The sequence below is a fragment of the Microbacterium sulfonylureivorans genome (assembly GCF_003999995.1).
Lineage (GTDB): Bacteria > Actinomycetota > Actinomycetes > Actinomycetales > Microbacteriaceae > Microbacterium > Microbacterium sulfonylureivorans.
Map to the genome: position 1 here is coordinate 2,051,071 of NZ_RJAD01000001.1, position 13,940 is coordinate 2,065,010.

At 70.1% G+C, this 13,940-nt stretch carries 11 protein-coding genes; 6 read left to right on the forward strand and 5 right to left on the reverse strand.

Going from position 1 to position 13,940, the window contains the following annotated elements; translation table 11 throughout:
- The first annotated feature begins 175 nt into the window (after positions 1–175).
- The 4 genes from EER34_RS09005 to EER34_RS09020 all read left to right on the forward strand — a co-directional run bounded on the left by EER34_RS09005 (position 176) and on the right by EER34_RS09020 (position 5,540).
- The gene (locus EER34_RS09005; RefSeq protein ID WP_127474130.1) at positions 176–2,311 is read left to right on the forward strand and encodes an adenylate/guanylate cyclase domain-containing protein; all 2,136 of its coding nucleotides are present in this window, start codon (positions 176–178) and stop codon (positions 2,309–2,311) included.
- Between the two features lie 8 nt (positions 2,312–2,319).
- Positions 2,320–3,753 (forward strand): mechanosensitive ion channel domain-containing protein, encoded by a 1,434-nt coding sequence (locus tag EER34_RS09010; RefSeq protein ID WP_127474131.1) that lies wholly within the window; start codon positions 2,320–2,322, stop codon positions 3,751–3,753.
- Between the two features lie 250 nt (positions 3,754–4,003).
- A complete protein-coding gene (locus tag EER34_RS09015) occupies positions 4,004–4,855 on the forward strand; it encodes a tRNA pseudouridine synthase A (RefSeq protein ID WP_127474132.1) in 852 nt (283 codons plus the stop codon).
- 94 nt (positions 4,856–4,949) lie between these two features.
- The gene (locus EER34_RS09020) at positions 4,950–5,540 is read left to right on the forward strand and encodes a hypothetical protein (protein WP_127474133.1); all 591 of its coding nucleotides are present in this window, start codon (positions 4,950–4,952) and stop codon (positions 5,538–5,540) included.
- Here EER34_RS09020 and EER34_RS09025 read toward each other — a convergent pair.
- Entirely contained in the window at positions 5,518–6,693 is a 1,176-nt protein-coding gene (locus tag EER34_RS09025) for a nucleotidyl cyclase domain-containing protein (RefSeq protein WP_127474134.1), read from the reverse strand. The two genes, EER34_RS09020 and EER34_RS09025, sit on opposite strands and share 23 nt — an antisense overlap.
- A complete protein-coding gene (locus tag EER34_RS09030; RefSeq protein ID WP_127474135.1) occupies positions 6,690–8,342 on the reverse strand; it encodes an ATP-binding protein in 1,653 nt (550 codons plus the stop codon). Before EER34_RS09030 ends, EER34_RS09025 begins: the two co-directional genes overlap by 4 nt.
- Before the next feature lie 179 nt (positions 8,343–8,521).
- Between EER34_RS09030 and EER34_RS09035 the strand changes: the two genes are divergently transcribed.
- A complete protein-coding gene (locus EER34_RS09035) occupies positions 8,522–9,970 on the forward strand; it encodes a glycosyltransferase family 2 protein (RefSeq protein WP_127474136.1) in 1,449 nt (482 codons plus the stop codon).
- A 107-nt stretch (positions 9,971–10,077) separates the two neighbouring features.
- Here the strand turns inward: EER34_RS09035 and EER34_RS09040 are convergent, their stop codons facing one another.
- Both EER34_RS09040 and EER34_RS09045 read right to left on the reverse strand, forming a co-directional pair.
- Complete coding sequence (locus EER34_RS09040) at positions 10,078–10,989, reverse strand: response regulator transcription factor (RefSeq protein WP_127474137.1); 912 nt, start codon at positions 10,987–10,989, stop codon at positions 10,078–10,080.
- Between the two features lie 120 nt (positions 10,990–11,109).
- The gene (locus tag EER34_RS09045; protein WP_240642201.1) at positions 11,110–12,123 is read right to left on the reverse strand and encodes a glycoside hydrolase family 6 protein; all 1,014 of its coding nucleotides are present in this window, start codon (positions 12,121–12,123) and stop codon (positions 11,110–11,112) included.
- Between the two features lie 130 nt (positions 12,124–12,253).
- Between EER34_RS09045 and EER34_RS09050 the strand changes: the two genes are divergently transcribed.
- Positions 12,254–12,967, forward strand: a complete 714-nt coding sequence (locus EER34_RS09050) for an endonuclease/exonuclease/phosphatase family protein (RefSeq protein WP_127474138.1) — start codon at positions 12,254–12,256, stop codon at positions 12,965–12,967.
- 60 nt (positions 12,968–13,027) lie between these two features.
- On the opposite strand, the gene EER34_RS09055 is transcribed toward EER34_RS09050, so the two are convergent.
- Positions 13,028–13,915: a hypothetical protein gene (locus EER34_RS09055; RefSeq protein WP_127474139.1), complete on the reverse strand. Its 888-nt coding sequence runs from the start codon at positions 13,913–13,915 to the stop codon at positions 13,028–13,030.
- Positions 13,916–13,940: the final 25 nt, after the last annotated feature.

The window sequence follows — 13,940 nt, forward strand, 5'->3', positions numbered from 1 at the left end:
TGTGGGCTCCCGCGAGTCGACGGCCTCTCTCTCTACCCCCCGAGCGAGCGCGGACGCTAGTCTTGGCGCAACCTCGCGGCAGCGGGGCCATGGGGATGTTTCCTGCGCCGGGGCGGCGCACGAGGGAGACGACGTGTCCGAGCAGGCGCAGCCTACCGCGGCACCCACTCAGTGGGTGGGCACACCGCGTGCTCGTCAGCGCGCCGGCCTGTCGATCTACTCGATCCTGCTCATCATGCTGCTGTCGGTCAGCGTCCTTTCGAGCATCGTCGTCGGCATCATCGGCTACGTCAACGGCACCGAGGCGCTGCGCGCCATCGCCTACGAGAAGCTCGTCGAGATCCGTGAGAACCGCACTCGCGAGGTCGCGCAGCTGTTCGGCTCGATCGAGAACGCGGTGAGGCTCAGCGCCCTCAACGAGACGAGCAAGCAGGCGGCGCGCGCCTTCGCCGAAGGCTTCGCGGAGCTCGAGGAGCAGGAGACGGATGCCGCGGCATCCGCTCAGGTCGAGGCATACTACCGAGACGTCTTCGCCGCCGACCTCGCAGAGGCCACCGGGGAGTCCGTCGACGGCTCGACCTTCGCGCCGAAGGGCGGCGCCGAGAGCTACCTGCAGTACCACTACGTGATCCCGTACGAGGACTGGGAGGACGCGATCCTCTCGAGCGATGCCGGCGACGGCAGCGCCTGGTCGGAGGCGCACGCGCTCTACCACCCGTACTACCGGGCGATGACCGAGCTTCAGGACTTCGAGGACGTCCTCATGCTCGACACCGAGGGGAACGTCATCTACACGGCCTTCAAGGGCGTCGACCTCGGCACGAACCTCTTCGACGGCCCCTACCGGCTGTCGAACCTCGCCGTGGCGTACCGCGAGGCGATGGACCGCAACATCGTCGACGACGTCGTGATCGCCGACTTCGCACCGTACAGTCCGAGCCTCGGAAACCCCGCAGGGTGGGCCGTCACGCCGATCGCCGACGACGGCGAGGTGATCGGGGCGCTCGCCATCGAGCTGCCCATCGATCGCATCAACGACGTGATGACGGTCGGCGGCGAGTGGGCGATGAACGGGCTGGGCGCCACGGGGGAGACGTACCTCGTCGGGCGGGATCTCCTGATGCGGTCGATCTCGAGGGAGCTCGTCGACGACCCCGCGTCCTACGCGGTCGCGGCGGTCGCAGCGGGACTGCCTCCGGAGACGGCGGCGCTCAGCGTGCAGAACGGCAACACGCTGATGCAGCAGGCGATCTCGGGCGAGGCCGTCACACGCGCACTGTCGGGCGAGGACGGCACGCTGCTCGAGCGCGACTATCTCGGACGCGACAGCCTGATCGCCTACGCGCCGCTCAATGTGGACGGGCTCAACTGGGTCATCGTCGCGCAGGAGACCTCTGCGGAGGCGCTCGTGCCGGTCGAGGACTTCACACGCAACCTGATCCTCTCGACCGCCGGCATGATCATCTTCGTCTGCCTGCTCTCGCTGGTGCTGGCGCAGGTGTTCGTGCGTCCGCTGCGGCGCCTCAAGGCCGCGGCGCAGCGCATCGCCGCGGGCGACGAGGGCGTGCAGGTCGAAGCCGGCTCGAGCGACGAGCTGGCCGACGTCGCGAACGCCTTCAACGACATGAGCCGCAGCCTCCAGGTAAAGTCGCACCTCATCGAGCAGCAGGAGAAGGCCAACGAGCAGCTGATCCTCTCGTTCATGCCCGAGGGCATGGCCAGCCGGTACAAGCACGGTGATGAGTCGATCACGCAGGACAGCGACGACGTCACGGTCGTGTTCGCCGACATCGTCGGGTTCGAGGAGCTCGCGCTGTCGCTGTCGTCCGACGAGGCGATCGCCCGGCTCAACGACCTGATCCGGACGTTCGACGAGGCCGCGGAGCGTCACGGGGTCGAGCGCGTGCGCACGACGAGGCAGAGTTACCTCGCCAGCTGCGGACTGGCCACGCCGCGCGTCGACAACGCCCGTCGCGCCGTCGAGTTCGCGCTCGAGCTCGACGCGATCCTCGAGCGCTACTCCGCCCAGCAGGGTGTCAAGCTCGACCTGCGGGCCGGGCTCGACTCGGGCAAGGTCACCAGCGGACTCATCGGTCGTGCGCGGGTCGTGTACGACATGTGGGGGGATGCCGTGAACCTCGCCTTCCGCGTGCAGGGCGACTCCGATGAGCCGGGCATCTACGTCACCCAGCGCGTCGCCGACCGGCTTCCCGATTCGATCCCCGTCATGCCGGCCGGAGACGTCGACACGCAGAGCGGCGTCCAGCGGGTCTGGAAGGTCGAGGCCCCCGCGATCATCGTGGAGGGATGAGGCATCCGATGGCCGACATCGTCTCGCAGCCGTGGTTCTGGCCCGCCGTCATCGTCTCGGTGGGGCTGCCCCTCGCGCTGATCGGCCTGACGGAGTTCCACAACGCGCTGGCCCGGCGGGGGAGCCGCGCCGCGCCGATCATCCTGATGATCCGCAACTACCTCGTGCCGGTCGCGGGGATCCTCGTGCTGATCAGCTCTCCCGGCGCGTGGCAGGGCGAGGGCACCTGGCCGCGCGTCGTCTGGACGATCTTCGGCCTGCTCGTGATCGTCATCACGATCAACGCGGTCAACCACCTCGTCTTCCACCGCGCGGAGAAGGGGTCGTGGCGCGATCGGTTCCCGACGATCTTCAGCGACCTCATCCGGTTCGTCTTCATCATCCTCGGCATCGCCGCGGTGTTCTGGTGGGTCTGGGACGCCGACGTCGCCGGCGTCTTCGCCGCGCTCGGCATCACTTCCATCGTCGTCGGCCTCGCGCTGCAGAACGCCGTCGGGTCGATCGTCTCCGGGCTGTTCCTCGTGTTCGAGGCGCCGTTCGAACTCGGCGATTGGATCGAGACCGGCGGCACCCGGGGGCAGATCGTCGAGGTGAACTGGCGGGCCGTCCATCTCGACACCGGCAACGGCATCGTCGTGATGCCGACGGCCGAGCTCGCCGACGGCTCGTTCGTCAACCTGTCGCGGAGCCCTGATCCCTACGCCGCGGTGCTCGAGCTCGAGTTCGGCAGTGACGACCCCCCGGGCCGGGTGCGCGAGCTCCTCGTGACCGTCGCGCGCGACATCCCGCTCCTCGCTCCCGACCGGGACGCGAGCGCCGCGACGCTGTCGGCCAGCAGGTATGCGGTCGCCATCCCGCTGCGCAGCCCCGGCGACCGCGCCGCCGTGCTCGACACGTTCGCCACACGGGTCTGGTACGCGGCACGGCGAGCCGAGCTGCACCTGGACGGCGACATGACCGACGACTGGCGCACACCGGCGCGACTGCAGGACGCGCTCCGACAGATCTCGCCCACGCTCAGCCTCAAGGCGGGCGAGACCGACGCGCTCGCCGCGCATGCCCGGCTGGAGCGGTACTGCGCGGGCGAGTCCATCCTGCGCCCGGGGACGGTGCCCGCCGAGACGCGCTTCATCCTTGCAGGCGAGGTCATGCTCGGCATTCCCACGGACGACGACGGGTTCGTGCAGGTCACCAGGCTCGGACCCGACGACGCCGTGGGCCTGACCGCCCTGTCGCGCTCGCAGACGATCTCACGCGCCGTCGCGCTGAGCGAGGTCGACGTCGTCGTCCTTCCCGTCGCCGTGCTCGACGAGATCGTGCGCATGCATCCGGTCGTCGCCCGCGAGATCGTCCGCGAGAGCGAGAACCGCACGAGGCTCGCCCGCATGGCACTCCACGCTGCGGGGGAGTACCTCCCGCACGGCCGCAGCGTGCTCGGCTGACGCGGGACCTTTCCGGGGCTCCGCCCCAGACCCCCGGCTTGCTGACGCGCGGACCTTTCCGAGGCTCCGCCCCAGACCCGCGGCCTGCTGACGCGGGGACCTTTCCGGGGCTCCGCCCCAGACCCCCGGCTTGCTGACGCGGGGACCTTTCCGGGGCTCCGCCCCAGACCCCCGGCTTGCTGACGCGCGGACCTTTCCGGGGCTCCGCCCCAGACCCCCGGCTTGCTGACGCGCGCCCTAAGCTGGGGCGGTGCGGATCCGCCTCGACATCGCCTACGACGGCACGCACTTCCGCGGCTGGGCCCGCCAGCCCGGACTGCGCACCGTGCAGGAGACCCTCGAGGGGGCGCTCGGGCGCGTGCTCGGCGGCGAACCCCGCCTCGTCGTGGCCGGCCGCACCGATGCCGGAGTGCATGCCACCGGCCAGGTCGCCCACGTCGACCTCGATGACGCGCAGCGCGAACGCCTGCTCGCGCGCCGGCCGCGCGCGGGGTCGCCCGAGGTCGATCCCGTCGGCACGCTCGCCGCGCGCCTGACGGGCGTCGTCGGCGCCTACTCCGACGTCGTCGTGACGGCCACGTCGGCCGCGCCGGCGGGCTTCGACGCCCGGTTCTCGGCGGTGTGGCGGCGGTACGAGTACCGCATCGCCGACGCGGTGTCCGGCTACGATCCGCTCGAGCGCCATCGCACCACCACCGTGCGCGCCGCACTCGACGTGGAGGCGATGGATGCCGCGGCCCGCGCCCTCACCGGGCTCCACGACTTCGCGGCCTACTGCAGGCCGCGCGAGGAGGCGACGACGATCCGGACGCTCCTCGAGTTCGACTGGCATCGCGACCACGACGGGGTCCTCATCGCGAACGTCAAGGCGGATGCGTTCTGCCACAGCATGGTGCGTGCGCTCGTCGGCGGGTCGGTCGCGGTGGGTGAAGGGCGGCTCGGGGTCGATGACGTCGTCGACATCCGAGACGAGCGCGAGCGGGTCCCCGAGGTGAAGGTCCTCGCTGCGCGGGGGCTCACGCTCACCGCTGTCGGCTATCCCGCCGATGAGCTGCTCGCCCGGCGCGCCGAGCAGACGCGCGCCCGCCGCGACCGCGAATGACGTGCTCACCGGCTCCGACGGCCGCGATCCCGCCGTGGCTAGACTGACCGGACCACCGCGAGAGGCCTCGAGCCTCGACCACACAGGGGGATGGATGAAGTCCGCTCACCGCACGCGTCTGCTCGCCCTCGGCGCTGCCGTCACCGTCGCCCTCGTCGGGTGCGGTCCCGCGCCGTGGACCGCGGAACCGTCGGGCTCGCCGAGCACATCGGGCACCGCGGTGCCGACGCCCGTCCCCAACGACCTCTCGAGCGGTGCCACGCAGCGCGAGCTCGTCGCCGGCGCCGTGACGGCCACCGTCGACTACTGGTCGACCCTGTCGATGGACAAGTGGACAGCGGATGCCGTCAAGCCCGTGAGCCTCAACATGACGACCGTCGTCTCGCCGGCCGACGGACAGAAGGTCTACCTGCAGAAGGCGACGATGACCGCCGTGCCGTCCTCGGCGACCGGGACGCTTCCGGCACTCGAACCGCAGGTCGACTCGTCTACGGTGAGCCCGGGCTATCTCGTGCTCTCCCCGTACAGCTACTCGCAGACGTTCAACGTCGGACCGCTGCCCGAGGAGACCGTCTCCGTCACCCTTCAGTTCGCGTACGACTTCCTGGTGCAGACGACACCGACGTCGAAGGAGTACGCCAAGCAGACGGCGACCGACTCCCTCACGATCGCTGTAGTGGATTGAGCAGACGATCGGTGACCGTCACGCCCACACGCTCCCACCTGTCGCCGCCGTTCTCGCTCGCCAGGCTCGCGGCCTCGCGCGCCATGTAGAGCAGCGCATCGAGGTCGTAGCCCACGACCGACACCGGTGCCCACCCGGCGCTCGCCGAGGGACGGATCGGGAGGCGGATGTCGACCTCGAGAGACGAGATGCGGTCCAGCACCATGCGCAGGTGGTCGCGGACGACCGCGTCGGTGCGCGGCACCAGGACGACAGCAGTGCCCGGCGTGGGGGTCCCGACATCCGCCTCCGCCGGGAACACCGCTCGGACTTCGTCGAGGAAGCGCGTCGAGAGCGCGGACAGGGCCACGGAGCCCGCCATCTGGCGGATCTCCTTGGCGTCGTCCAGACGCAGGTACACGATCGACCACGGTTCGGCGGACATCTTCGCGCGCGCGAGCCGCTCCGTGGCGGTGAGCTCGAACCGACGCCATCCCTCGGGGGCACCTGACGAACGCGCCAGCGCGGTATCGCGGGTCGAGATCCCGACGACCGCGACGAGGGCGCACGCCATGTAGACGAGCATCCCGATCGACGTCACGAGCCGTACCAGCGCGAGGTCGTCGCCCGTGGTGGGCGGGAAGAGGAAGCCGGCGATCGCATTCGCGGCACCGACGATGAAGAACACGAGCGAGACGATGGCGAACGGGAGCGTCACGCGGTCTCGGCGCGCCGGAACACGGATCCAATCGAGGAAGTACAGACCCGCGAACGCCGACGCCGCGAAGAACACGGCGCGGTAGGCGGGGCTGAACCACACCGTCTCGCCGGCGGCGACCAGCAGGGCCGCCGAGACCACGCTGACGACGGGACCGATCCACGGCAGCGCGCGCACACCCCACAGTGCGCGGAAGCCCGACCACAGCAGGGCCGGCGCTCCCATCAGCAGGCCGAGGAAGATCCGCCGCGCGGTCTCGGACCCGTTGAGCTCGCCCGCCAGCACGCCGAAGGTCGACACCATGGCGAGGGCGAAGGCGAATGACCAGTACAAGGTCGCGCGGGACGGCTTCGAAAGGAACGCGACCCCGATGGTGAGCATCGTCGCGAGCGTCGCGATCGCGGCCTGCGCGATCCCGAGGCCCATGCCGGCCGTGATGGCGACGATCTCGTTCATGATCCTGCGCTCCTGTCCGCCGGGTCGGGCGCGAATCTCGGCAGCTGCACGGTGACGGAGGTGCCCGCGCCGGGCTCGCTCTCGATGGTGAGGGTCCCGCCGTGGGCGGCGACGATCTCGCGAGCGATGCCGAGGCCCAGGCCGGTCCCGCTCGCGGTCTCCTTGGCCGTGGACGTGCGGAAGTAGGGGGTCATGATGTTCGGCAGGTCCTCCGGCGCGATCCCGATCCCCGTATCGGAGACGGTCAGCGAGACGGTGTCGTCGTCGAGCGAGCCGACGATTCGGACGTCGCCCTCGCGCGGGGTGTACTTGATGGCGTTGCTCACGAGGTTGTCGACGACCTGGCGCATGCGGAACCCGTCCGCCGTCGCGGGGAGCGCCTGGTGGACCTCGAGGTCGATCGCGACGTCGTGCGCCGTCGCCGTCGGCCGGAACGAGTCGACCGAGTCGATCACGATCTGCCGCACGTCGATGTCGTCGTACGACTCGCGGCCCTCGAACGCGGTGCGCGAGGTCTTGAGCATGCTCGACGTCATCTCGAGCACGCGTTCGCTCGCCCGGAGGATGGTCTCGAGCCGTTCGCGGGTGCGCGGGCTGACGTCCTCGTCCTCGAGGGCGAGGTCGGCGTTTCCGATCATGACGGTGAGCGGATGCTTCAGCTCGTGCGATGCGATCGCCGAGAGCCGTTCGCGCTCGCGCTGCGCATGGGTGATGGCCGTGACGTCGTGGGCGAGGAGCAGCACGCTCGCATCGTCCCGGTCGGACCCGCTCAGTCTCTTGGAGCTGACCGAGAGCACGCGCCATTCACCCTCACCGGTGAACAGCCACACACGGGCGTCGGTGAAGACCTCGCCGCGGGCCGCACGCGCCAGGGGGCGCTCCGAGAGCGGCACCGGCATCCCGCGCAGCCCGGTGTACTCGACCGACTTGGCCGGCAGGTTCACGTCGAGCGGATCGAGTCCGTAGAGGCGCGCGTAGGCATCGTTTACCATGAGCATCGTGCCCGCGGGCGAGACCCGTGCGACCCCGGCATCGACGCCGTTGAGGATCTCGGTGGTGCGCCGCTCCTGCGCTGAACGGCGGTCGAGCGTCTCGGCGAGTCGCCGGGCCTGACGCTGGAGCACGCGGCGGAGGGCGCCCATCTGGCGCATGGCGAGGTGCGCGGTGATGCCGATGAACGTCAGCGAGAGCAGGACGATGAAGATGCGGAGCGCCGACGTGCTGGAGGTGGTCATCGCCGAGTCGACGAGCAGGATGATGCCGATGGTGGCGAGCAGGCCGCCGAGCACGACGGCCCGGAAGTACATCGCGACCCACATCACCGGGAAGACCCACAGATACCCGAAGCGCAGCTCTGTCTGGCTCGCGACGAATCCGATCGCGATCGCGTCGAGGAACGGCACCGCGAGCACGGCGTTCTTGGGCAGCCGGGACCAGGGCACCGCGAGGGTCGCGATGGTCAGGGCGATGATCGCGAGGCTTCCGACGATGAACTTCCACGACGCGAACAGCTCGGGCTGGAGCGCGGCCACGAGGACGCTGATGATCACGACGCTCGCGGCGAGGACGAGCTGAGTCAGCCAGATCGAGCGCGTGCGGGAGTCGGGTGCGCCGAGCACCCTCGTCTCCGCTAGCCCCCCGGTAGCCATGCAGCGAGTCTACTGAGCCCCGTCGCCCGGGCGCGGGCGGCACGGCGGTGCGGGCTTGCGCTTGCCTTGCGGGAACCTTGCGCAAGAAGCGAGCCGACGTCCGGCCAGCACACGGCTTCGCTTGCGATCCGCCTGGCACCGTGGAACCCGTCAGCCAGACAAGACCCGAAAGACTCGAGATGACCACCATCACCACCCCCGCACGCAGCACCGACCTCGTGGTCGCGCCCACCGTCGCCGGATTCCCGGACGACTTCGAGGCCGTGCTCGACGGCGCCTCGGTGAACCGGTCGACGATCGGCTGCGTCATCCCCGCGTACAACGAGGAGGAGTCGATCGCCGGTGTGATCGAGTCGCTCCTCGGGCAGACCCGCGTGCCCGACGTGATCCACGTCGTCGTCAACAACACGTCCGACGCGACCGTCCGGATCGCGTCGCGGTACGCAGGCCCGCACGAGGTCGCCACCGACCTCGGCGAGCAGTTCACCGAGGTGTTCGTCCATGACATCGGCAAGAACCCCGACAAGAAGGTCGGCGCGCTGAACTACGGCTACACGCTGGTCGAGGGCTACGACTACCTGCTCGGCGTCGACGGCGACACCGTGGCCGACCAGAAGGCCGTCGAGTATCTCGAGTCGGAGGCCATGTCGGACACCCGCATCGGCGGTATCTCGGCGATCTACTCGATCGACGACAAGCCGGTGAAGGGTCTCGTCGGCAAGTTCCTCACCACCGGACAGCGGTCGCAGTTCGCCGCCTTCAACATGCACAACCTGCTGCGAGGCCGCAACATGGCGGTCCTCGGCGGTCAGTTCTCGATCTTCTCGACTCAGGCGCTGCGCGAGGTCATGGCGCAGAACCACCAGTCGACGCCCTGGGTCAAGGACAGCGAGGTCGAGGACTCGCTCCTCTCGCTGCAGATCAAGAGCGCCGGCTACCTGACGAAGATCAGCCCGTTCGCCCGCGCCGACGTGGGCGGCATGACGACGCTGCGCGCGCTCGACGCCCAGCAGGTCAAATGGACGTACGGCGCGATCGAGCTCATGTGGCCCGGCCAGCGCGGCGACACCAAGGGCCAGCCGTTCCACCCGAACCTGCGCGTGCGCTGGCTCGAGAACTTCGCCATGCTGACGAACCTCTTCGTCCGCGTCGCCTTCCTGGCACTGCTCGCGGGGTCGCTCTCGATCGGCGCCTTCGTCTTCTCCGCCTGGTGGCTCGTGCCCGTGGCGATCGCGATCATGCTGAACCTGCGCATGGCGATGTCGATGGGGAACCGCAACGTCCGCGACATCCTCTTCGCCGTCACGTTCTTCCCTGCCGAGGTCTACATGTGGGTGCGTCTCGCGCACTTCGCCCGGTCGTGGACGCGGTTCCTCTCGCGCAAGAAGGTCGACAACTGGGCGATGCAGGCCAAGGCCGAGCGCGGTGCCGGGCTCGGGCACTGGACGCCGCTCATCGTCATCATCGCCGTCGTCGTCGCAATGGTCGCCGCCTGGTCGATGCTCGGACCGGTCGCGCAGTCGACCGTCCTGTGGATCGGCTGGCCGATCGTGGGCGTCGTGACGATCGTCCAGACGCTCGGCATGTTCTTCAAGCTCATCCGTCGACAGCACGGATACAAGGTCTGACGCGACCCGAACGCGTCGGAGATCGGGTTCTGGGGACCCGACGGGGGAGTGATGAGGGCATCCTTCTGGGGAGGGATGCCCTCATCGCCGTCCTGTCGGGCGGCGGGTCAGACCTGGTCCGAGGTGAGCCGGTAGCCCACGCCGCGTACGGTCTCGATGTAGCGCGGGTTGGTGGGGCTGTCGCCGAGCTTGCGGCGCAGGTTGGTCATGTGGGCCTCGATCGCCCGCTTGTCGGCATCACCCACGAAGTAGCTCGTGACGTAGGACTCGCCACGGAGCACGAGCGTGAGGTCGGCCTTGCTCCGCACACGGCGCTTCGACTCGAGCAGCGTGGCGAGCAGGTCGAACTCGGTGCGGGTCAGCTCGAGGTCGTCTCCGCCGATCAGAACGACACGATTCTCGGGGTGGAGGCGCAGGTCGCGGTGGACCAGCCAGTCGTCGCCGCCGGTCGTCTCGAGCGGCGCCATCACGACCGGCTCGCGCTCGCCGGCGCTGTCGGCCGGCACGGCGACGATCCCGGGGGCGTCCAGCGGCTGCGCCCGATTGATCGGCAGCGGCGTGGTCGCGGGGCGGGCGCCGGGGAACGTCGGACCGGCGCTCTCCTGGGTCAGCCCGGCCGGCTCGGGCGCTCCACCGGCTCGAGCCCGCCTCAGGAGCGCATCGACACGGGCACGCAGCTCGCGCGGGCGGAACGGCTTGAGCAGATAGTCGTCGGCGCCGGCGCCGAGGCCGGCCACGACATCCGCCTCGTCCTGAAGGCCGGTGAGCATGATGATGTACGTGTCGGACTGGGCGCGGATGCGGCGTGCGGCCTCGAACCCGTCGATGCCCGGCATGTTCACGTCGAGCGTCGTGAGGAGCGGACGGTATGTCAGGACGGCGCGCACGCCGTCGATGCCGTTCCCGACGGACACCGTCGAGAAGCCCGCCGACTCGAGCACCTCTGACAGGATGTGCCTGATCTCGGGGTCGTCCTCGATGATGACCGCGGTCTTCAGGTCATCGACGGTACTGCTCATTCGGCGTAGGCCTCTCTCACGAATGGAAGTGATCTTGCGCCCCAGCGGCCGCGAGCGGCCGTCCACGCACGCTGGCGAGGTGCTCCCGATGCTACACACCCCGGTTTGCGGGCGCGGAGATCAGCCGGACCGCACGTCCCGCGTGAGCTCGACGGCGCTCTCGGACCACCACGCCCCGGCGGCGGGTCCGCCGTTGCACGGGCCGTCGCTCTCGCCCGGCGGCTTGATCCACAGGTTCGTGTCGACGACGTCGTCGCCGGTGCTCCCGCCGGGGTCGCCGACCCGGCGGCCCTGCGGGTTGCACCATTCGCCGTCCGATCCTGCGCCGTTGCGGGACGTGTCGATGATCGCGTGCAGCCCGTCGAGGCGCTCGGCCAGTTGGTGGGCGTAGCGCGTCTCATCGGCCGTGTCGTTGTAGTTCGAGACGTTGGTCGCGAATCCGCGCACCGGTGCGCCGTCCGCGACGCGAGCGATGAGCGCGGCCATGTCGTCGACCGCGAGCCAGCTCGAGTGGCCCGCGTCCAGGTAGATCCAGACGCCGTCCGCGCTCAGCGCATCGATGGCGCCGCGCAGCTGGTCGACTCGCTCGTCGACGTTGCCGCACTCGGGAGCGAGCGCGAGACTGTCGGGCTCGAGCACGACGACAGTGCGTACGTCCGAGGCTGCGCGGAGCGCCGCGCCGATCTCCGCGGTCCACTCCCTGTACGCGTCCGGCTCGAGTCCGCCCGCCGAGTGGTTGCCGCAGTCGCGCCCGGGGAGGCCGTAGACGACGATCGCGAGTGTCGCGGACTGGTCGCGGGCCTCTGCGGCGAGATGCTCGACGCGCTCAGCGACCTCATCGGCGGGATCGGCCTCGGGGGTGAGCCAGAACGCGGTCGGCTGCTCGCTCAGGTACTCGGCCGCCGCCTGCGGCTCGGACCCCGCCGACGCCGTGCCGGCGGCGTGGGAGGCCTTGGAGAGATCGGAAGCCACGACGACCGTGCCGGGCCCGGGCGGCTGCGCGGTGGCGTCGGCCTGCGGCCACACCGCGATGACGACGGCCGCGACCAGGGCGATCGCCGCGACGACCCCGGCCGCCAGGAGCACGACGCGGCGCCGGCGGCGCGGGGGTCGTGGGGGCACGGGTGTGGTCACGAGGGGACTCTAGCGGGCCTCCCTCCGCGATCCCCGAAGGCGGCGGTCACCTCTCGTTCGGCCATGAGTCTGCTGAGCGTTGCCGAGGGGTCGCGACGCGGACGCCGAACCCTCGTATCGTGGTCCCCACATGAAGGTCATCTCGTACAACCTGCGCAAGCACCGCGCCGCCGGCGAGCTCGCCCACCTCGTCGAGCGCCACGGCGCCGATGTCCTGTGCCTCCAGGAGGCCGACACCTCCGACATCCCGGAGTCGATCTCGGGCCTGCGTCTCGCGGACTCGACGCAGCGCAACCGGCTCGGCCTCGCGGTCTACTACCGCGAGAACACCTATCGCGCGATCGACGTGCGGGCGCTGGCGCTCAAGAAGTCGCTCCACGACCGGGTGCTCAAACCCGCCGAGGAACGCCTCCTCGGGGTGCGGCTGCACGACATCGACGAGGGCCGCGAGCTCATCGTCGCGTCTTTCCACGCGGCGCCGCTCACGGCGCTGAACTCGCTGCGCCGGCACCAGATCCGCACCGCCCTCACCGAGCTGCAGAGCCTCGGAGAGGGGCTGCCGGCGCTCATGGTCGGCGACTACAACTACCCCGTCTTCAAGGAGCACCTCGGACAGCACGTCCGCGAGCAGGGGTACGAGCTCAACCTGAGCGACGCGCGCACATACACCCGGTACCGCTTCTTCCGCGGGCACTACGACTTCGCGACGTCGATCGGCTTCGAGATCGACCGCGTCCGGACGCTCCCGCAGGGCCTGAGCGACCACCTGCCGATCCTTGTGACGGCGCGTCTCGCGGCGGACATCCGCCGCACTGTCGAGACCCCGCAGGCCGAGGCGTCCTGACCCGACGCCATCGCCGGCGGATGCCGCGTGAGGCGACGGTGCGCGTGCCATGCCGCGCCCTCAGGCGGGTGCACCGGACGCCGCCACGATGCTCGGGTCGGACTCGTCCCACTTCTCGATCCCCTGAACGACCCAGAAGCAGAAGAACAGCGTGAGCGCCGCCGCCTCGGCGAGCAGCACGATCGGCAGCCCGTGCGTGCCGGCTTGCGGGAGGAGCGCGATGTAGACGACGAGGACCCCCGCCAGCGCCACCGCGATCGCGATGTAGAGAACCCGGAACACCGGTGCGGGCGGGGCACCCCGGCGGGGGAAGGCGTTGAGGACCGCGACCGCGGCGAACAGGCCGAAGAACGCGATCGTGGCCACGAAGTGGCCCTGCGCGAGGAATGCGTCTCGCGCGAAGAGCCAGAAGGAGCCGACGCCCACGAGGACCGTGGCGGTCACGACGAGCGAGAAGCCCACCGCAGAGAGCGACACCTGCCCGAGCGCCGTCAGGAGCAGCGCGACCACGACCGTGAGCCCGCCGACGACGAGATAGGTGACCACGCCGTTCGCGGCATCCGCTTCGAACTCCGGTGGGAAGCAGCGCGTCGCGCACGGCACCAGCACTCCGGGCACGGTGCCCGGCGCCAGGGTCGTCGGCACGAGGGCGATGAGCGGCGCGAAGAGGGCCGCGGCGTCGAGCAGCGCTCGCTCGGCGCCGCGCCCCGAGAGCGCCACGAGCGCGAGGCTCGCCGCGATCAGCGCGCCCACGAACGCGTTGCGCGCCGGCGTGTAGAAGTAGTCGCTGACCGAGGCGAGCCATCCGACCGTGGTCGCGGCCACGGCGACGGCGACGAAGATCACGACCACGGTGCCCGCTATCGCGATGCGCAGGTACCGGTACGTGCGCTGCACCGAGGTGGAGACCGCGGCGGCACGGTCGGCGGTCGTCGTCGATGCGGCCATGGCGACGAGGATAGCGAGCGGAATC